Source organism: Pseudomonas sp. Tri1, from assembly GCF_017968885.1.
Taxonomy (GTDB): domain Bacteria; phylum Pseudomonadota; class Gammaproteobacteria; order Pseudomonadales; family Pseudomonadaceae; genus Aquipseudomonas.
This window is the reverse complement of sequence record NZ_CP072913.1, coordinates 951,705-972,426: the sequence shown is the minus strand read 5'-3', so window position 1 is coordinate 972,426 and position 20,722 is coordinate 951,705. Positions and strand designations below refer to the sequence as shown.

At 62.2% G+C, this 20,722-nt stretch carries 14 protein-coding genes; 5 read left to right on the top strand and 9 right to left on the bottom strand.

Annotated elements, in window-relative coordinates; genetic code table 11:
• Positions 1-254: 254 nt before the first annotated feature.
• Positions 255-2,780: a sulfite reductase flavoprotein subunit alpha gene (locus J9870_RS04120; RefSeq protein WP_210642815.1), complete on the top strand. Its 2,526-nt coding sequence runs from the start codon at positions 255-257 to the stop codon at positions 2,778-2,780.
• A gap of 147 nt (positions 2,781-2,927) precedes the next feature.
• On the opposite strand, the gene J9870_RS04115 is transcribed toward J9870_RS04120, so the two are convergent.
• The 4 genes from J9870_RS04115 to ptsP all read right to left on the bottom strand — a co-directional run bounded on the left by J9870_RS04115 (position 2,928) and on the right by ptsP (position 10,231).
• Positions 2,928-4,469: an alkaline phosphatase D family protein gene (locus tag J9870_RS04115; protein WP_210642814.1), complete on the bottom strand. Its 1,542-nt coding sequence runs from the start codon at positions 4,467-4,469 to the stop codon at positions 2,928-2,930.
• A gap of 200 nt (positions 4,470-4,669) precedes the next feature.
• Positions 4,670-6,412 carry a PTS fructose-like transporter subunit IIB gene (locus tag J9870_RS04110; protein WP_210642813.1) on the bottom strand — a complete coding sequence of 581 codons (1,743 nt, stop codon included), beginning with the start codon at positions 6,410-6,412 and terminating at the stop codon, positions 4,670-4,672.
• A gap of 13 nt (positions 6,413-6,425) precedes the next feature.
• On the bottom strand, positions 6,426-7,367 hold the full coding sequence (pfkB, locus tag J9870_RS04105; protein WP_210642812.1) for a 1-phosphofructokinase: 942 nt from the start codon (positions 7,365-7,367) through the stop codon (positions 6,426-6,428).
• Positions 7,367-10,231 (bottom strand): phosphoenolpyruvate--protein phosphotransferase, encoded by a 2,865-nt coding sequence (ptsP, locus tag J9870_RS04100; protein WP_210642811.1) that lies wholly within the window; start codon positions 10,229-10,231, stop codon positions 7,367-7,369. The genes pfkB and ptsP overlap by 1 nt, the downstream gene beginning before the upstream one ends.
• A gap of 289 nt (positions 10,232-10,520) precedes the next feature.
• Between ptsP and cra the strand changes: the two genes are divergently transcribed.
• Together cra and J9870_RS04090 are read left to right on the top strand one after the other, a co-directional pair.
• Positions 10,521-11,516 carry a catabolite repressor/activator gene (cra, locus tag J9870_RS04095; RefSeq protein ID WP_210642810.1) on the top strand — a complete coding sequence of 332 codons (996 nt, stop codon included), beginning with the start codon at positions 10,521-10,523 and terminating at the stop codon, positions 11,514-11,516.
• Between the two features lie 20 nt (positions 11,517-11,536).
• Entirely contained in the window at positions 11,537-12,313 is a 777-nt protein-coding gene (locus J9870_RS04090; RefSeq protein WP_210642809.1) for a TatD family hydrolase, read from the top strand.
• 119 nt (positions 12,314-12,432) lie between these two features.
• Here the strand turns inward: J9870_RS04090 and J9870_RS04085 are convergent, their stop codons facing one another.
• The 4 genes from J9870_RS04085 to J9870_RS04070 all read right to left on the bottom strand — a co-directional run bounded on the left by J9870_RS04085 (position 12,433) and on the right by J9870_RS04070 (position 18,355).
• Complete coding sequence (locus J9870_RS04085; RefSeq protein WP_210642808.1) at positions 12,433-14,463, bottom strand: methyl-accepting chemotaxis protein; 2,031 nt, start codon at positions 14,461-14,463, stop codon at positions 12,433-12,435.
• Positions 14,464-14,684: 221 nt separating this feature from the next.
• Positions 14,685-15,521: a regulatory signaling modulator protein AmpE gene (gene ampE / locus J9870_RS04080; protein ID WP_210642807.1), complete on the bottom strand. Its 837-nt coding sequence runs from the start codon at positions 15,519-15,521 to the stop codon at positions 14,685-14,687.
• A complete protein-coding gene (gene ampD / locus J9870_RS04075; RefSeq protein WP_210642806.1) occupies positions 15,518-16,078 on the bottom strand; it encodes a 1,6-anhydro-N-acetylmuramyl-L-alanine amidase AmpD in 561 nt (186 codons plus the stop codon). The genes ampE and ampD overlap by 4 nt, the downstream gene beginning before the upstream one ends.
• Before the next feature lie 63 nt (positions 16,079-16,141).
• Positions 16,142-18,355, bottom strand: a complete 2,214-nt coding sequence (locus J9870_RS04070; RefSeq protein ID WP_210642805.1) for a DUF1631 domain-containing protein — start codon at positions 18,353-18,355, stop codon at positions 16,142-16,144.
• Positions 18,356-18,669: 314 nt separating this feature from the next.
• Between J9870_RS04070 and nadC the strand changes: the two genes are divergently transcribed.
• Complete coding sequence (nadC, locus tag J9870_RS04065; protein ID WP_210642804.1) at positions 18,670-19,518, top strand: carboxylating nicotinate-nucleotide diphosphorylase; 849 nt, start codon at positions 18,670-18,672, stop codon at positions 19,516-19,518.
• Between the two features lie 39 nt (positions 19,519-19,557).
• Here nadC and J9870_RS04060 read toward each other — a convergent pair whose 3' ends face one another.
• Positions 19,558-19,863: a DUF6388 family protein gene (locus J9870_RS04060; protein WP_053181942.1), complete on the bottom strand. Its 306-nt coding sequence runs from the start codon at positions 19,861-19,863 to the stop codon at positions 19,558-19,560.
• A gap of 303 nt (positions 19,864-20,166) precedes the next feature.
• Between J9870_RS04060 and J9870_RS04055 the strand changes: the two genes are divergently transcribed.
• A complete protein-coding gene (locus J9870_RS04055; protein ID WP_210642803.1) occupies positions 20,167-20,715 on the top strand; it encodes a hypothetical protein in 549 nt (182 codons plus the stop codon).
• Positions 20,716-20,722: the final 7 nt, after the last annotated feature.

Genomic DNA, 20,722 nt, shown 5'->3' with positions numbered 1-20,722 from the left:
TGCAGGCAATGCGGTTTTTCAGAAGTCGAGGCGCCTGTTTCGCGAGCAAGCTTTGTTCCCACAGCCCGGCGGGGTGATGCGACGTTTCGATAAATCCTCTCGCCACAAGGAGGTGCTCGATACATCATCCACTTGGCTATCGGGCACAAAAAGCCTCGCTCATCCCCATAAAACATAGCTTTTATGTGTGTTTATGAATGATTCTCGATAACATGCGCGCCGTGATGAACAGTAATGACTCAAAGGCGAGTGACGTGTTGAAGAAAACCCTGTTCCAGTTGCACTGGTTTTTTGGCATCAGTGCCGGGCTGGTCCTGGCATTGATGGGCATTACCGGGGCGGCCGTATCGTTCCAGGACGAGATCCTGCGGGCGTTGAACCCGCAGGTGTTGATGGTCGAGAAACAACCGGCCGGCGTCCTGCCGCCTGCAGAACTGGTGGAACAGATCGAGGCCGCTTCCGGTAAAACCGTCGCCATGCTCTGGGTCGAGACCGACAGCGGCAACGCCGCCCGGGCGATCTTCGCCGCCCCACCCGGGGAGAAACGCGGCCCAATGCGCTATTTCAACCCCTACAACGGCCGGTTCATGGGCGATGTGGTGGGCCAGGACTTCTTCGGCCTGATGCTCAAGTTGCACCGCATCCTCGCCCTGGACGACGTGGGCCGGCAGATCACCGGGGCCTGCACGCTGATCCTGGTGTTTTTCTGCCTGTCCGGGCTGTACCTGCGCTGGCCGCGCCAGTGGCAAAGCTGGCGCGCCTGGCTGACCCTCGATTGGGCAAAAAAAGGCCGCAGCTTCAACTGGGACCTGCATTCGGTGGCCGGTACCTGGTGCCTGGTGTTTTATCTGCTGGCGGCACTGACCGGGCTGACCTGGTCTTACGAGTGGTACAACAAAGGCGTGACCCGCCTGCTTTCGGATTCACCCAAGGAGGAACGGGTGCGCAACCGCGGCCCGGCTCCTGAGGGCCCACCGCCGGTCGCCGATTACCGGGCGATGTGGAGCAGCATCTATAGCGCCGCCGGTCCGGACCTGTCCGCCTATAACGTGCGCATGCCACCTGTGGCCGGGCAACCGGCCACGGTGTTCTACCTGCTGAAAAACTCCCCCCACGACCGGGCACTGAACCAACTCATCCTCGACCCGGTCACCGGTGTCGTCAGCCAACACAGCCGCTACAGTGACAAGAGCCTCAAGGCGCAGTTGCTGACCAGCATCTATGCCTTGCATGTCGGCAGTTATTTTGGCCTGCTCGGGCGGATCCTGGTGACCGTCGCCGCGCTGACCATGCCGCTGTTCTTCATCACCGGCTGGTTGCTGTACCTGGACCGTCGCCGCAAGAAGCGCCAGGTCAAGCAGGCACGCCAGGCACTCGCCGCCAACCCGAGCGATGCGCCGGCGTGGCTGATCGGTTTCGCCAGCCAGAGCGGTTTCGCCGAACAATTGGCCTGGCAGACCGCCGGCCAGCTCCAGGCCGCCGGGTTGCCGGTGAAGGTCCAGCCGCTGGCGGGTGTCAGCGAGCAAGACCTGAGCAGTTCCACCCACGCTTTGTTCGTTGTCAGCACCTTTGGTGACGGTGAAGGGCCGGACAGCGCCCGGGGTTTCGAGCGCAAGGTGCTGGGCCAGGCCCTGAGCCTGGAGCGCTTGCAATATTCCGTACTGGGCCTGGGCGACCGACAATACGAAAACTTCTGCGGTTTTGCCCGGCGCCTGCACGCCTGGCTGGCGGAGCAAGGTGGCAAAACCCTGTTCGCACCGGTGGAAGTCGACAGCGGCGACCCTTACGCCTTGCGTCACTGGCAACAACAATTGGCTGAGCTGACCGGCCAAGCTCCGCTGGACACCTGGCAGGCACCAAGCTTCGATAACTGGACACTCAGCCAACGCACCTTGCTCAACCCTGACAGCAGTGGCTCGGGCGTCTACCTGCTGGGCCTCACGCCCCCCAGCCCGAGCAGTTGGCTGGCCGGCGACCTGGTGGAGATCCTGCCGCGCAATGACCTGGGGGCCATCGAACACTTCCTCGACGGCCTGGGTATCTCCGGTAACGCGCGCGTGCAGGTCGACGGCTTGCCACAAAGCCTCGACCAGGCCTTGGCGACCCGCCACCTGCCGGAAAACCGCGCCCATCTGGTCGGCCTGCATGCCCAGGCATTGGTGGATGCACTGGCGCCGCTGGCGCTGCGCGAATACTCCATTGCCTCGATCCCGGCTGACGGCGTACTGGAGCTGATCGTGCGTCAGGAATGCCACGCCGACGGCAGCCTGGGCGTCGGTTCCGGTTGGCTCACCGAACACGCGCCGTTGGGCTGCGCCATCAGCCTGCGGGTGCGCCGCAACAGCGGCTTCCACCTGCCGCCCCAAGGCGTACCGATGATCCTGCTGGGCAATGGCACGGGCCTGGCCGGTCTGCGCAGCCTGCTCAAGGGCCGCGTCGCCGAAGGCATGCAACGCAACTGGCTGCTGTTTGGCGAGCGCAACCGCGAACACGACTTCCACTGCCGCGACGAACTACAGGAATGGGTGACCTCCGGCGACCTGGAACGCCTGGACCTGGCGTTTTCCCGGGATCAGCAAGAAAAAATCTACGTCCAGGATCGCCTGCTGGAATCGGCGGCACTGCTCAAGCAATGGCTCGCCGACGGCGCAGTGATCTATGTCTGCGGCAGCCTGCAGGGTATGGCGTCAGGGGTGGATCACGTGCTCAACATGGTACTGGGACGCGAGGAAGTGGAACGGCTGATCGAGCAAGGGCGATATCGGCGGGATGTCTACTGACGGCCCCCAATTGCAAGTAACACCTCATCCCCCTGTGGGAGCGAGCTTGCTCGCGATAGCGGAGTGTCAGCCGACCATGATGTCGACTGACCCGCCCTCATCGCGAGCAAGCTCGCTCCCACATGGGTCTTGTGCTGGGCTCCGGATTCAAACCGGCTGCAACTTCTTCTCGAACACCGCCACGCCTTCCAAGTCCCGTAACACCACACTCATCTCCCCGCTCTGTCCGTCAATATTCACCTCGCCAAAGAACTGATACCCGGCAAACGGCGAGGTGTTCTGGGCCGGTGGTGCCTTCTGGAATACCACTTCGGGGCCGAAGGTCTTGTCCAGGGCATTGGGGCCGAAGCTGCCGGCGTTCAACGGCCCAGCGACGAACTCCCAGAACGGTTCAAAATCCTGGAACGCGGCCTGTTCCGGGTGGTAGTGGTGGGCGGCGCAATAGTGGACATCGGCGGTGAGCCAGACGTAGTTGCGCACTTGGTGCTTGCGCAAGTAACCGAGCAACTCGGCGATCTCCAGTTCGCGCCCCTGGGCCGGGCCCGGGTCACCGTTGGCGACCGCCTCCCAGCGCGGCACGCCGGGGCTGACCTCGCCATCCGGCACGCCCAGACCGATGGGCATGTCGGCGGCGATGACCTTCCATTGGGCGCGCGAGTGCTTCAATCCGCGCTTGAGCCAATCCAACTGTTCGCGCCCCAGGAAGGGCTTGGCCGCGCCGAGGTTGGCGTCATTGGCTGCGCGATAACTGCGCATGTCCAGCACGAACACATCCAGCATCGGCCCGTAACCGAGCTTGCGATAAATTCGCCCGCCGTCGTCGGCCTTCTGCAAGCGCATCGGCGCGTACTCCAGCCAGGCCTGCCGCGCCCGGCCAACGAGGCTGTGGATATCCTTGTTCTGGTAGCGCTCGTCCAGTTGCTTGCCTGGCGACCAGTTGTTGACCACTTCATGGTCGTCCCATTGCCAGATCTGCGGCACCTCGGCATTGAAGCGGCGCACGTTTTCATCCATCAGGTTATAGCGGTAGTTGCCGCGATACTCATCCAGGGTCTCGGCAACCTTGCTCTTGGCGTCGGTGGTGAGGTTGCGCCAGACGCGACCGCCCTCCGTGGGGATCTGCGCCGGTACCGGGCCGTCGGCGTAGATGGTGTCGCCGCTGTGGATAAAAAAGTCCGGCAGGCGCAGGCGCATGGCTTCATAGATGCGCATGCCGCCGATGTCCGGGTTGATCCCGAAACCCTGGCCGACGGTGTCGCCGCTCCAGACAAAGCGGATGTTGCGCTTGAACTGCGGCACGCTGCGCAAATGACCGAGCCAGGGCTCGCTGGCAACGCCACTCCGGGCGTCTTCGAAATGCACGCGGTAGAAAATCGCCTGGTCCGGTGGCAGCCCCGTGAGTTCGACCCGGGCGGTGAAATCGCTGCGCGAGTCGACCAGTGGCGAGACGATGCGGCGCGGATTACTGAATTTGCTGCGGGTGTCCCACTCCACCACCATCCGTGCCGGGCGGTCGCTGCGACTCCAGATCATCGCCCGGTCGCCCTGCAAATCGCCCGATTGCACACCATCGGTGAGCACCGGACGATCCTTGACCGAAGCCATCACCGCCGGCGCCAGCCCCGGCAACAACAACCCCGCCCCCACAGCCTGCATCACACGGCGACGGCCCAGGTCGAATTCGCTCATGGTGCTCTCCCTTAAATGGGGAGACTTAAGCATGGCAGTGTTAATCGGGTGTGACAGGGATCTTGTGAACACCCCAAAACCATTGTGGGAGCGAGCTTGCTCGCGATAGCGGTGTATCAGCCGACAAAAATGTGGTCTGACACTCCGCTATCGCGAGCAAGCTCGCTCCCACAGGGGATTTCATTGCTTCAAGGGAGGGGTCAGGCCTTTGCCGGCTCCAACGCCATCTCCACCACCTCAGGCCGTTTGAGCAGTGCATACGCCACGGCCGTCAGCAGGCTCCCCGCCACGATCGCCAGCAAGTACAACAGCGCATGGTTGATGGCATTAGGGATCAGCATCACGAACAGGCCTCCGTGGGGGGCCATGAGTTTGCAGCCGAAGTACATCGACAGCGCACCGGTCAGCGCGCCACCGGCAATGCTGGCCGGGATCACCCGCAGCGGGTCCTTGGCGGCGAACGGAATCGCCCCTTCGGAGATGAAGCACAGCCCCAATACCAGCGCGGCTTTACCGGCCTCGCGCTCGGTCTGGGCGAACTTGCGCCGGGCGATGAAGGTGGCGATGCCCAGGCCAATCGGCGGCACCATCCCGGCGGCCATGGTCGCGGCCATCGGGGCATAACTTTGCGAAGCCAACAGCCCCACCGAAAACGCATAGGCGGCCTTGTTGATCGGCCCGCCAAGATCGACGCACATCATCGCCCCCAGCAATACGCCCAGCAGAATCGCGTTGGTGGTGCCCATGCTGTCGAGGAAGTGGGTCAGCGCCTCGAGCATGCCCGCCACCGGTTTGCCAACGATGTAAATCATCACCAGCCCGGTGACCAGGCTCGCCAGCAGCGGGATGATCAGGATCGGCTTGAGCGCTTCCAGGCTCTGGGGCAGACGTGCGTAGCGGTTGATCGCCTTGGCCACGTAACCGGCCAGGAAACCGGCGATGATCCCGCCGATGAAACCGGCGCCCAAGGTGCTCGCGAGCATCCCGCCGATCATCCCCGGCGCCAGGCCCGGGCGGTCGGCGATGGAATAGGCAATGTAACCGGCCAGCAGCGGCACCATCAATTTGAACGCGGTGTCGCCGCCGATCTGCATCAGCGCCGCCGCCAGCGTGCCAGGTTCCTTGAACGCGGTGATGCCGAACACGAACGACAAGGCAATCAACAGACCACCGGCCACCACCATCGGCAGCATGAACGACACGCCGGTCAGCAAGTGTTTATAGACACCGGTCTTTTCCGACTTGGCCGGGCCTGAGGCACCGCTCGCGGCGCTTTCCTGACGGCCTTCGACCAACGCCTTGTTCAGCGTCGCTTCGGCTTGTTTCAAGGCGATACCGGTGCTGCAGCGGAAGATCTTCTTGCCGGCAAAACGCTCGGTGGCGACTTCGATGTCGGTGGCCAGCAGCACCACATCGGCCTCGGCGATGGCCTCGGGGCTCAACGGATTGCGTGCGCCCACCGAGCCCTGGGTTTCCACTTGCAGGTCGTAGCCAAGTTTCTTCGCCGCCTGCTGCAACGCCTCGGCGGCCATGAAGGTGTGGGCAACGCCGGTTGGGCAAGCGGTGATGGCAACCAGACGCGGAGCGCGGTCAGCCGATACCGGTGCAACCTCTTCCAGTACGTCCGACTCGACAAAAACCTTGGCTTCTTCGGCGCCGCGACGCAGCACCGAATCGACATCTTGCAGGGCTTGCGCCGGGGTGCTGCGGAACAGGCGCTTGCCGACGAAGCGCGACATATCCACCGGGCCGCTGGCGACCAGCAACACCCACTCGGCCGCTTCAAGGGTCGCTGCCGACAACTGGCGTTCCGGGTGAGCCGCATCATGTACTTCGACACTGGTGCTCCAACCCTGGCGCTGAGCCGCCGCGTCCAGCAGGCGGGCGCACAACACACTGGTGACCATGCCGTTGGGGCAGGCCGTCACAATGGCTAATTTCATCTTGCGAACCCTCTTATTGTTCTGTCAGGGGGCGCACGCGCACGCCCTGTTCAAGCGACGCCAGCAACGCGGTGTCGTGGATACCAAAACCGATCTGCGTGACTGCCATGGCCGCAATGGCCGTGGCGGTGCGCAGGGTCTGCTCCGGCGTGTCGGCGCTGAGCAGGCCGTGCAGCATGCCGGCCAGCAGCGAATCCCCGGCGCCCACGGTGCTGGCGACGCTGACCTTGGGTGGCGAGGCATGCAGGGCCGAACCGACGCTGAACCAATTCACGCCATCAGCACCGTGGGAAATCACCACATGCTCGATGCCCTGGGCATGCAGACGCTGCGCCGCTTGGGCCTGGGCCAATTCGCTCACCACTTCGCAACCCAGCGCATCGGCCAGCTCTTCGGTGTTCGGCTTGATCAACCACGGCCCCGCTGCCAGTGCAACGCGCAACGCTTCACCACTGGTGTCGAGGGCCACGTTCAGGCCGAGTTTTTTCAAGCGTGTGATCAACGCCTGCAACCATTGCGGGCTGACACCACGGGGCAAGCTACCGGCCACCACCACGACGTCGTGGCCGGGAGCGATCTGCTCCAGGCGCTCCAGCAACGCCTGCTGCGCGGCTTCGTCGACTACTGGGCCCGGACCGTTGAGATCAGTGATGCGGCCATCCTGCTCGGCCAGCTTGATGTTGCTGCGGGTTTCGCCGGGCACGCGGATAAAAGCGTCGACAAACCCGCGTTGGATGAACAGCGCCTCGAACATCTGGGCGTTGTCTTCGCCAAGAAAACCACTGACCGTCAGTGTATGGCCGAGGTCGGCCAACACCTGGGCCACGTTCACGCCCTTGCCGGCGGCGTGGGCGTGCATGGCGTCGCTGCGGTTGACCTGGCCCGGTTCCAGGCGCGCCAACTCCACCGTGAGGTCAAGCGCCGGGTTCAGGGTCAGGGTAAGAATCTTCGCCATTACAGCGCCTCCACTAATGCGCGCACGTCATCGGCGCTGCCCACGGCCAAGGCCTCTTGGGCCAGGGTTTGTACCTGCGCGAGGCTCAGTTCGCGGACCCGCGCCTTGACCTCGGCAATGCTGCGGGCCGAAACGCTCAACTCGTCCACACCCAGGCCCACCAATACCGGCACCGCCAACGGGTCGGCCGCCAATTCGCCGCACACGCCGACCCATTTGCCATGGGCATGGGCGGCACGCACGGTGATGTCGATCAGTTGCAGCACCGCCGGATGCAAGCCATCGGCCTGGGCCGAAAGGGTTGGGTGACCACGGTCGATGGCCAGGGTGTATTGCGTCAGGTCGTTGGTGCCGACGCTGAAAAAGTCGACTTCCTTGGCCAGCACCGGCGCCAGCAACGCGGCGGACGGGATTTCGATCATGATCCCCAGTTGCAGGTCCGCCACCGGGATTTCCAGGCGCAGGCGCTCGGTCATGGCCCGGGCCTGGCGCCACTCATCGACGCTGCCGACCATCGGGAACATGATCCGCAATGGACGGTTGTCGGCCGAGCGCAGCAACGCGCGCAATTGTGCTTCCATGATCAGCGGACGTTGCAGTGTCAGGCGAATGCCACGCACGCCGAGGAACGGGTTTTCTTCTTTCGCGATCGGCCAATATGGCAGCGGTTTGTCACCGCCCACGTCCAGGGTGCGCACCACCAATGGCCGCCCGCCCAAGCCATCGAGGACCTTGCGATATTCGGCTTCCTGGGTCGCTTCGTCTGGCGCCTGGTTGTGGGCCATGAAAATCAGTTCGGTACGCAACAAGCCGATGCCCTCGGCACCCTGCTCCACCGCGCTGGCGACGCCGGCGCTCTCACCGATGTTGGCAAACACTTCCACGGCGTGGCCGTCACGGGTCAGCGCCGGTTGATGGCGCTGCTCGGCGGCGACCTTGAGGCGCTGCTCGCGGGTGTCGCGCTCCTCAGCGGCCCGTTGCAGAGTGGACGCATCCGGGTCGACGTGCAGGCGCCCGCGCTGGCCGTCCAGCAACAACGACGTGCCCGGCGCCAGCAGCAACACGGCCGCACCGGCACCTACCAGCGCCGGAATACCCAAGGCCCGGGCAACAATGGCGCTGTGGGCGGTGGCGCCGCCGCGCGCGGTAAGAATCCCTGCCACCCGGGTCGGGTCCAGACGGGCCACGTCAGACGGACCGACTTCATCCATCACCAGGATGTAGGGTTGATCGGGTTCGTTCGGGGTCTGGACACCGCACAATTGCGCCAGCACCCGACGGCCAACGTCCCGCAGATCGGCGGCTCGTTCAGCGAGCAGCGCGTCCTGCAAGGCCTCCTGCTCTTTCGCGGCGGCTTCGATCACGCCCATCCACGCCGCTTGCGCGCTTTCACCCAGCTTCAAACGGGTGTCAACTTCGTCGGTCAGCTCCGGGTCGTCGAGCATTTCCTGGTGGGTGATGAAAATTTCGCGAATAGCCTTGGCCTTGGCGCGTTCGACCAGGCCTTGGATATCGCGGCGCACCTGGTTCAAGGCGTTCTGCAGGCGCTCGCGTTCGATGGCCGCCGACTCACCGCGCAACGGATAATCGATGGCTTGCAGCACTTGGATGTGGGCCGGGCCGATGGCAATGCCCGGGGCCGCAGCGACGGCCTGAATCAGGCTACCGGATTCGGGGGCGAGCATGACGGTGGTGATTTCGGCCATCGCGGGCTCTCGCGGCGCACTCGGTGGCGGCAGCGGCTCGACTTCTTCGCCAAGGCCTTCCTCGATGGCCGCCAGCAGCGCCGGCAACGCGTCGTTGGCAATGCTCGGTTCGGCAATGAACTCCAGGACCTGACCACGACGAGCGCCCAGACTCAGCAGTTTGCTCAGGCTCTTGACCGACACGGCACTGTCCTGGCCGTCAACGATGCGCACGCGGATTTCGCCTTCGAAACTTTTCGCCAACTGCGCGAGGATCTTCGCCGGACGTGCATGTAAACCATGGGCATTGGCCAGGCCGATGCGCGCGCTGGGCCAGTCGGCGGGTAGTTCACCGCCGAGCACTTCCAGTACTTTGCGGCTGCTGGTGGCGCGGCCCAGCTCGTGGCCACGGCCTTCGATCAGCAACGCGCAGAGCCGCTCCAGCAAGGCCTGGTGGGCTTCGCCGAGGCTGGCGAGGCAGAACAGCCCGCTCAACGGCTGGCCGAGGTAGCGGATCGGTTTGTCCGGGGTCACGAAGGCCAGGCCCGGGCGCTTGACGGTCTGTTCGCTATGCAACCACCACAGGCCATCGCCCAGGGGCAGCGCTTCGACTTGTTGCAGCACGCCAGCAAAGCCGTTACTGACACAGTCAGCCTGGCGCAGCAGCCGAGCGCCGCGCCACACCAACTCTTCGAAATCGTCAGCCGACACACCGAGGCCGATCATCTGCGCGTCCAGGGCCAGTTCCTGCGGCGCGCCTTGCAACAGTTTCAACAAGGCCTCGGCGGAACCGGCACGGCGCAGGGCTTGGCCGACGTCGGTCTCACCCAGGGCACGGGTCAGCAGTTGCAACAGGCGCAGGTGTTCGTCGGACTTGGCCGCAATGCCGATGGCCAGGTAAACGATCTGGCCATCGCCCCAGTCCACCCCTTCGGGGAATTGCAGCAGGCGCACGCCGGTCGAATTAACCAGACTGCGGGTTTGCGGAGTACCGTGGGGAATGGCAATACCTTGGCCAAGAAAGGTCGAGCCCTGGGCTTCGCGGGCCTGCAAGCCGGCGAGGTAGCCCTCAGCCACCAGGCCATCGGCCACCAGTTTGTCAGCGAGCAGTTGCAGCGCAGCGTCTTTATCCACAGCCGTCTGAGCCATGGATATCTGCTCTAGAGTGAGCTCGAGCATGCTTTCTCCTTTTTGGCGTCCGGTTGGCGCCAGGTATTGTTTTGAATGAATCAGCTTAGCGTTACAGGATGGCTTTTGGCGGTATCGCGGCAGCACGGCCAAAAAATCCTGCTAACCTTGAAAATACGCTTGCTGAAACGTTTAATCTAGAAAGATTGGCACGTTACTCGATAATCTCTCATCCTTGAAGTGCAACTTGTCGTAAGCGCTTGGACGGTGACCGTCATCTCGAATCGGGTAGGATGGCCCTTATTGTCGGGGCAAACTCGAAAAAATAAGGAAAACCGGGTTGAAACTCAGTGATATTGCCCAGTTGGCCGGTGTGTCCGTGACCACCGCCAGCTATGTCATCAATGGCAAGGCCGAACAACAACGCATCAGCAGCGCCACCGTCGAACGGGTGCGGGCGGTGGTCGAAGAACATGGTTTCACCCCCAACCCCCAGGCCGCCGGGCTGCGCAGCCGGCACACCCGTACCCTGGGTTTCATCCTGCCGGACCTGGAAAACCCCAGTTACGCGCGTATCGCCAAGCTGCTGGAACAGGGCGCACGGGCACGGGGCTATCAATTGCTGATCGCCAGCTCCGACGACGCTCCCGACAGCGAGCGGCAATTGCTGCAGCTGTTCCGCGCCCGGCGCTGCGATGCGCTGATCGTTGCCAGTTGTTTGCCAAGCGGTGACGACAGTTACCGTCAATTGCAGGCCAAGGGCATTCCGATCATCGCCATCGACCGGGTGATGGAGCCTGCGCACTTCTGCTCGGTCATCAGCGACGACCGCCAGGCCAGCCTGCAACTGACCCGCAGCCTGCTGGAGACCCATCCTCGGCAAATCGCGCTGATCAGCGCCCGCCCCGAGCTGAGCATCAGCCAGGAACGGACCGCTGGCTTTCGCGAGGCTTTGGCCGGGTTCGAAGGCCAGGTGCTGATCGAACACGGCGAGTCGTTCAGCCGTGAGTGCGGTCGCCAGTTGATGAATGAAATGCTCGCGCGTCTGGGGCACCTGCCCGATGCGCTGATCACCACTTCCTATGTGCTGTTGCAAGGGGTGTTCGACGCCCTGCACGATTTCCCGCTCAAGTCGCGCCCGCTGCGCCTGGGCACCTTCGGCGACACGCAATTGCTGGACTTCCTGCCGCTGCCGGTCAACGCCATGTCCCAACAACATCAACTGATCGCCGACAAGGCGTTGGAATTGGCACTGGCGGCCATCGAAAACGATGACTACCGCCCCGGTGTGCAGGCCATTGCGCGGACCTTCAAGCAGCGCATTCATCAGGGCTGAGCATTTTTTAGGATTGAAGCGTGGAGCTGATCGACACCCACACCCACCTGGATTTCCCGGACTTCGACGCGGACCGCCCGGCGCTGCTGGCCGCAAGCCGCGCCTTGGGCGTCCGGCAAATGGTGGTGTTGGGGGTGTATCGGGACAACTGGCAGCGGGTCTGGGACCTGGTGCAAGGCGACCCCGACCTGCACGCCGCCCTGGGCCTGCACCCGGTTTATCTGGACCAGCATCGCCCCGAAGACCTGACGCAATTGCGCGAGTGGCTGACCCGCCTGGCTGGGCATCGACAGCTGTGTGCGGTGGGGGAAATCGGCCTGGATTACTACATCGAAACCCTGGACCGTGAGCGTCAGCAGGCGTTGTTCGAAGCGCAACTGCAACTGGCGGCGGAATTCGAACTGCCGGCGCTGATCCACGTGCGCCGCAGCCATGCCGCGGTGATCGCCACCCTCAAGCGCATTGGCCTCAAGCGTGCGGGGATTATCCACGCCTTCGCCGGCAGTTTTGAAGAGGCCCGCGAGTACATCAAGCTTGGCTTCAAGCTCGGCCTCGGCGGTGCCGCCACTTGGCCCCAGGCCTTGCGCATGCACCGGGTGCTGGCGAAATTGCCGCTGCAAGCGGTGGTGCTGGAAACCGACTCACCGGACATGGCCCCGGCGATGTTTCCCGGACAGCGCAACAGCCCGGCGCATTTGCCGGCGATTTGCGCGGCACTGGCAGGGATCATGGCGGTGACGCCTGAGCGTCTGGCCGAGGCCAGTACCGCCAACGCCCGCGAACTGTTCAACTGGTAAAACACCTGCGGGAGCGAGCTTGCTCGCGATAGCGGAGTGTCAGGCAACTAGTTGTCGACTGATGCTCCGCCATCGCGAGCAAGCTCGCTCCCACAATGGTTCTGTGACAGGCCTAAAAATCACACCCGAAACGCATTGATCAACTGCTTGAGCTGCACCACCTGCGCGGACAACTCTCGGCTGGCGTCTTCGGTCTGGTGCGCGCCTTGCGCGGTACGTTCGCCGGCACGGTTGATTTCGACAATGTTCTGGTCGATGTCGTGGGCCACTGCTGTCTGCTGCTCCACGGCAGCGGCGATCTGCTGGTTCTGGTCAACGATCATGCCGACAGCACCGAGGATATTTTCCAGGGCCTGCTGGACCTTTTCCGACTGACCGACCGTGCCGCTGGCCATCTCATGACTGGTACCCATGGCCTTGACGGCGGCCCCCACGCCGCCATGCAGACGGCTGATCATCGCTTCGATTTCTTCGGTCGATTGCTGGGTTCGCTTGGCCAGGGTCCGCACTTCATCGGCCACCACCGCAAAGCCGCGCCCCTGCTCTCCAGCCCGAGCCGCCTCGATGGCGGCGTTGAGGGCCAGCAGGTTGGTCTGCTCGGCGATGCTCTTGATCACGTCCAGTACCCGGCTGATGGCCTGGCTGTCAGTCGCCAGTTGATTGATCACCTGCACCGACTGATCGATCTCGCTGGCCAACCGGGCGATGCTGCCCTGTTGGGACTCCACCAGCCCACGCCCGCTGAGGGTTTCGTCGTTCACACTATGGGCGCTGCTCACCGCTGCGGCGGCACTGCGCGCCACTTCCTGGGCCGTGGCCGACATCTGGTTCATCGCCGTGGCCACCAGTTCGATCTGGCTGCGCTGCCCGGCGACGGCCTGGTTACTCTGGGCCGATACCGTTTCCACCTGCCCGGCCTGGCGTTCGACTTCAGCAACGGTGCGGCCGACCTGCTCGATCAAGTCATGGATCTTCGCCACCGTGCCGTTGAACACTTCGCCCAACTCGCCCAGCTCATCCTTGCTGCGAGCCACGAAATTGACCGTCATGTCCCCTGCGGCGACCTTGTCCATCATCTGGCCGAGGTCTTGGAGCGTGGTGCGGGTCGAAGCGTAGAAGCCGGCATACAGATAAAAAATCAACAGAAACACCAACGCCAACGCGGCGGCTTGCAACACCATATGGCTGCGATTCTGCTCCAGACGCTGCTGCAACTGGACACCGAGAAAGCCCTGGGTCGCCTCATTCAGCCGGTAAGTCTGCTCCATCAGGCTGCTGACCTGCTCATAAAATGCCGGCCATGGCGCATCGAGGGTGTCGGCCATCACCACCTGCTCTTCGATCAGCTCACTGGCCTTTTTAAGGGTGCTCTTGCTGCCGCTGGCCTGATCGGCAAGAGCCTGCCCGGCGGCCTTGCTGGAGCCCAGGGCATCCTGCAGCTTCAAGTCATATTCACCCTGGAGTTTTTCGATCTGTGCCAGCAACTCGTCGAACCGGGTGCTCGACGCCGAATTGAGAAACCCCAATCCCAGCGAGGAAGCCCCCAGCGCCCGGCCATCGCCGAGGAGCTGGGTGACCTTGGGGGTAATGCCGATAATCAGTTCGGTGAGCTGACGAATATCGCTCTGGTTGTCGCGGCTCAGACCCGCCTGGCTGGCGATGATCTGGTTGAACATCTGCGCACTGTTGAGCAGCTTGCCAATCGACGAGCTTTTGCTTTGCAGGGAGCTTTCGGCCTGCTGGGCCTTGAACGCGGCAATCATTTCGTCGCGTTTGGCATCGAAGGCGCTGACCTGCTCAGGCTCGACCGCCATGGCCGTCATGCCTTGCAGGCGCGCAAGCACGTGTTGCTCGAGGGTGCCAATCTGCGCTTCCACATCACCGGCCTTGCCGGACTGGCCCAGGCTGGCGTTGATTTGCACCAGGTTGTTCAGGGTTTCCAGGTCCCGCCGCAGGGTCAGGCTACTGCCCAGCAGGTCGAGGCTTTGCAGCTCCACTTGGGTACCTTGGAACTCCCGATAGGAATCACGCACCAGAAAGAAATTGGTCACCAGCATCGGCAGCAGAAACAACACGCTGATCAGGCTGAACTTCATGCCGAAGCTCAGGCGGTTCATCAGCGCGACGGCGGGCCAGAGCAAACTCTTCACTAGGAAGTCTCCCGGTAGGTTTTTTATTTTTATGGGCAGGCGCGCAGGGACAGCAGAAAGCCACTATTCGGGCGCTGTCTCTGTATAGCTTAAATCGATGGGGAGATTTGTAACTTAAGGTTAACGAGAAAGGCCTGACATGATTTTGTGGCGAGGCCGTTTATCTGTGGGAGCAGGGCTTGCTCCCACAGAACTCCCTCGCCACCAGAGAACGTGCTTGCCTAAGCCAACACCGTCCACAACGCAAACCCGGCATACCAGAGCACCGCCGAACGCAGCAGCAACTCCCAGAGCCGATCCAGGCTGTTGATGCCATCCGGCCCGGCGACGGGCGCGGGAATCTCGCCGGCCACCAGGCCAACCTTGTCGATGAGGTCGGCGGCGCTGATGTTCCAGTTCAACAGCTCATGGAGCATGACCCGGCTGACCGCCACGAAGTTGCCCACCAGGGCGAAGCTCGCCGCCAGCAGCCGCACCGGCACCCAGTCGAAGGCATGGCGCATCTGCGCGGCCCGCTCGGCCACGCCGGCGTTCTGGCTGTGCTCGGCGGCCAGGGCCAGCAGGCGATAGCTCAGGGCCGCGACCGGGCCCAACAGGAAGTACCAGAAAATCACCGCAAAAAAACTCTGGTAGGCCTGCCACAACAAATGCCCCTGGACCCGCTCCAGCAACCGTTCGCCGTCATCGGCTTCAATACCCAGGTCGCGCTTGGCCACATGGGCCGCCGCTTGCAGGTCTTCGCGACGCCACGCATCGCGAAACGGCCCCAGGTCTGCCAATAGATCGCCGCGCCCCAGGCTGTAAATCACCACCAGCAAATGCACCGGCAACGCCAGCAGGCCATAGGCCACCGGCTCCAGCACCCACAGCAGCAGCGCCAGCACTGCCACGGGCAGCAGAACCATCACCACCAGCACCAACCAGGGCCGGTTAGCCCAACGCGGGCTCGCCTCCAGCTTGTTCAGTTCGCGCAACCAACCGCCGTCGCGCTGGATCCGCTGGCGCAAGGCCGAGAACTTCTCGATCCACACCGCCAGCAGCAACACCAGAAAACTCATTGTCCTTCCCCTTCTGTCAGGGCCACGCGATAGCGCGCCCAGTCAAATGCCGGCCCCGGATCGGTCTTGCGCCCAGGGGCAATGTCGCTGTGCCCGCAGATACGCTGCACCGTGATCGCCGTGAACGCTGCCTGCAACTGCCGGGTCAGGTCCACCAGTACGGCATATTGTGCGTCGGTGAAAGGCAGATCATCGGTGCCTTCAAGCTCGATGCCTATGGAAAAATCGTTACACGTCTCCCGCCCCTCAAAGCACGAGACGCCTGCATGCCACGCACGATCCAGACAGGAGACAAACTGGGTCACGTTGCCGTCACGCTCGATCAGGAAATGCGCAGACACGCGCAGGTCGGCAATACCGGCAAAGTAGGGATGTTCCGTGACATCCAGACGATTCTGGAAGAATTCCTGCACCTTGCCCGTGGCGAACTGTGCCGGCGGCAGGCTGATGTTGTGGATCACCAGCAGAGAGATCTCACCCTCGGGGCGCGCATTGAAGTTGGGCGATGGGCAATGACGCACGCCATCGCACCAACCGCTCGCGGGGTCCAGCTGCATACAGGTTCCTTCGAAGACGACCGTGATGCCACCAGTATGCCGTGATCGGACCTGATCGCGCGATCACTTGCCGCGATTGAGCTGACGCAGATTGCCCAGCACCGACTCCAACGCCCGATCGAACAGCAGGGTATCGTCCAACAGGCGCACTGCGCCCCGGCGAAACTCCAGGGCCAGGCTGGTGCGGCTATGCTCCTGCACTTTCAGGCCGGTGCGGTTGACGAAGATGTACTTGCCGGTGGCCTCGATGATCGCCGCCAATTTGCACCGCAGGCTGTTTTCATCGTCCTCCTGGAACTCAACCCAGCTGCCCAGGCGCAATTGATCCACCTGCATCAGGCCAACGTCATCGGCCGGCAAACGTACCTCGGCGTTGTCCGCCGGAGCATTGTGAGCGGAACGCAGGACAATTTTCTCCTGCACCTGGACCATGACCGGCGAATCGAACGACTGGGCCTGCTCCGTTGCCTGCCCCATGCGCTCCAGGGCCTGCACGTGCAGAGCCTCCAGTTCGCTGAAAAATTCGCTGGTGGCAAACGGGTCGAACGCCGATCGGTTCAGGCCTTCGCGCAAGGCCTTGAGCAGCTCTGGCACTATCGCCAGCAAACGCAGGCCAGCATCGGGTTCATCATGCGGCTGGACGCTCCAGACCAACTGTTCCAGGGTCGATACGTCGGCCTGCCACTCGGCCGAATACTTGCCGTGCTTGAAACAGGTCAGCAACAACACCTGGCTCCAGGCGTGTTGCACGAACTCCACCACCGCTTGCGGCAACACCTTGCCCAGCATGACCTGATTCAGCGCCCCCTCGACTCGCTGGCGCGCCAGCTCGGCCTTGGCCCGCCCCTCTTCAGCATCACGAATGCGCTGTTCAAGCAGTTCACTGCGACGCCGCTCATCGCTGGTGAAGGCCAGGAAGTCGGCCAGCAGTTCGGAGAAAATCGCCGGATCGTCGACGAAATCATTCAATAAGCGCTGCACCACCTGCTCGATGCGCAGGTACAGGCTATCGCGCTGATGATCGTCGCAAGCGCCCCAGCCCATGGCCGCGGCGGCAATTTCATTGAGCAGGCGCCGGGCCGGATGATTGCCGCGGCTGAAGAAGCTCTTGTCTTGCACCGCCACCTTGAGCATCGGGATCTGCAGGCGACCGATCAGGGCCTTGAGGGAGTCCGGCAGGTTATGGTCGTCGAGGATGAACTCGAACATCATCGAAATCAGGTTGATCACGTCCTCGTCGGCGCCTTCGACCACCCGAGACTTGCCACTCCTGACACTGACCCGGGTCAGCAGTTGTTCGAGCTGGCTACGCAGATCAAATTCGTCCTGAAGGGTTGGCGCCGGAACATATTGCTGCAAATGAGAGAGCAGTCGCAGCAGGTCACGGGTCGAGATCGGCTGGGCCGCAGCGCTGGCCTCCAGCGTCGGCGCCACACTGCCACGCACTTGCCGTAGCAGCTTCTGCAACGCGGCGAATACCTCGTGCACGCTGTCATCCACCTCCGCAGCCCTGGGCTTGGCAGCGTTGTCGACCGGGGGCAGGGGGCTATCGTCGACACGATCCGAAGCACGGCGGGACGGCAAGACCTTGAGATCCGGCAAGACCCCAGTGGCAGCAAGCAACTGATTGGCCTCGGTATAGAGCTGGTCGCACTCGCTAAGCACATAGCGTTCGAACAGTTTGAGCAGGATCAGCTTGACCTTGATCCCCACCCCTAGGTTGCGTCCGGCCTGGAGAAAGCTCTCACATAACAACGCCGGACTCAGGGGATTCTGCTGAGTCGTCAACGGCCGGTCCAGCAATGCGCCAAGGCGGGCCGTCAATTGATCGAGCGACACACCATCGCGCCCGAGCACCCGCGTGACCATGGTCTCGACCGCCAGATGGCGCTCCAGGTCGTCATGCGTCGGCTGAGCCTGGAGGCCCGGGGCCAGAACGGGGGCCAAGGTGGCTTGAGTCAGATCGTATTGGGCCAGGCCAACAAAAGCCTCGAAAAACTGCTCGATAAACCCGCGCTCAATACTTTTGCGTTTCAGGCGCAAGTCGCGCATGGCTTCGAAGAACAAGTTCTGTTCGACATCGTTGCGCGCCCGGTCTGCCATTTCGAACAGTGTATCGTCGGCATTATCGAACAGCCCCTGCAAACCGAAGCGCAACTGCTGCGCAGCCTTGTCGCGAACCTGCAGCAGAATCACAGGCAGGCGGGCGAGCGGCGAATGATTCGCCTGATCGGTAGAAACCTTGTGCAAAGGCACTACATTCCCGTCGTTATGCATCCAAGCCTCCTGAAACGGCATTCTTCGGTTCGCAACGTCAAAGCTATGACGTCAATCGAAAGGCGGATTATCTGGCAAAAGAACCCCGTCGTACCAGCAGACTCTGTGACGCAGCTCGAAATACTTCGCAATAAGTGACCGGGGAATCGGGTAAATGTTGCGTGCATGCGACCAAATGCAGGTTTCGGTACCCGCACTTGGGTCCGCTCACTTTTGGCTTGGTGACCGGCAATAGACGCGCTCAAAAAGGCAACAATGTTTGTGAGACTGGCCTGCAGGCCTATAATCGGGCCACTTTGTTTGTGGAGCCCGTTATGCCGAACCTACGCCTCGCCGATCTGACCGCCGAAATCGAAGCCAACGTGCGCCGTGCGTTGCTCGAAGACATCGGCAGCGGCGACATCACTGCGCAACTGATCCCCGCCGAACGCTTGGCCAAGGCCACCATCATTACCCGCGAGACCGCGATCATCAGCGGCACTGCCTGGGTCGATGCGGTGTTCCGGCAATTGGACCCGCGCGTCGCAGTGCATTGGCAAGTGCGCGATGGCGAGCGGGTGAATCCCAACCAGGCGCTGTTCCACCTCGAAGGCCCGGCCCGCTCGCTGCTGACCGGCGAACGCAGTGCGCTGAACTTCCTGCAAATGCTCTCGGGGGTCGCCACTCGGGCCCGCTACCTGGCCGATTTCGTCGCCGACACTCAGGTCAAGCTGCTGGACACCCGCAAGACCCTGCCCGGGCTGCGCCTGGCCCAGAAATACGCCGTCACCTGCGGCGGCTGCCATAACCACCGCATCGGGCTCTACGATGCGTTCCTGATCAAGGAAAACCACATTGCTGCCTGCGGCGGCATCGCCCAGGCCATCACCGCCGCCCACAAGATTGCGCCGGGCAAGCCGGTGGAAATAGAAGTGGAAAGCCTGGCGGAATTGAAAGAAGCGCTGGCGGCCAATGCCGACATCATCATGCTCGACGAACTGAGCCTGGACGACATGCGTGAAGCCGTGCGCCTGAATGGCGGCAAGGCGAAACTGGAGGCCAGCGGCGGGATCAACGAAAGCACGTTGCGCCCGATTGCCGAGACCGGGGTGGACTACATCTCGATCGGGGCGATGACCAAGGATGTGAAGGCGGTGGACCTGTCGATGCGGTTGAGCCTCTGACAACAAAAAACGCCAGCCTCGAAAAGGCTGGCGTTTTTTTCAGACCACCAGATTATTCATCTCGCAGTATTCATCCCATTCCACACCCAACACCTCGGCCGCTTCCTTGTGCAACGCAAGGCGCTGCGCCTCGAACTCTTCAGGCGTGCTGGTGTACTTGAGCGTCAACTCCCAAGGCTGCAGCCCCTGGGCTTCAGCCTCATCCTCGAATGCCCACTGGATCTGGTCTTTCTGATCGTCGGCGGACAAGTCCTTGATCTCTTCCAGCAGTTGGGGCGCGTCCAGCACGTACTTCTTCAGCGCTTCTTCGTGTCTGGCTTCCTGGGTCAATTCTTTAACAGTCATGGCGTTCTCGTTGATCTGGGGAATGGAAGATGGATCTGGATCATCAAGGATCTCTCTGACGCAAAAAACCGTGTGAAGCCCGGTTTATCTGGCCTTCAGAACCATTCGGGGATCATCTGAAAACTGCTGGGCGATGCACATGCAGGCAACGAATATAGGACGTTTTGCTGACGATTTACATGGTTCTTTACATCTATCCCACAAAAAACCATGCGCATGAGAAACCAGGGGAGCCTGGGAACATCTGTCAAAATAACCAGTCATAGCCATGTGCCATGCCGGCACTTCACAAGGACCCCAGTGATGCGCAGCTTTTCGAAACGTTCGTCGACCCGGCTTGCTACCGCGGCTTTGCTACTCGGCAGCCTGACCTTGGCTGGTGCTGCTCAAGCGGCTGTCGAAGTCTCCTCCGCTACGCCGTCTTACGACGACGCCATTCCTGCTCTTCATCATGACCAATTTGATAAGTACAAGCTCGTCAAGACCAATGTCAGCGCCAGCGCCTTGGAAAGCCTGCCAAAAACCGTGAAAAACAATACTGACGAACTGGAAAACCAGAAGCGCGTCCTTGCCGAACAGGCCCGTCAGATCGAAGAGCTCAAGCGCAACAGTGGATCCAGCTCCAACTCCAGCAGCAAGGAGATTGACGAGCTCAAGCGCACGATCAAGGAACAGGAAGACGATCTGAAGGACCTTGGCAAGCAGGTGGAAGAACTCAAGCGCAATAGCGGCTCCAGTTCGAGTTCGAGCAACAGCGAGATTTCGTCCCTGAAACGGGAGCTCAGCGATCAGGACAGTCAGATGGACCAGCTCAAACGCACGGTCGAGGAACTGAGCAGGAAGGTGAAATAACGAGGGG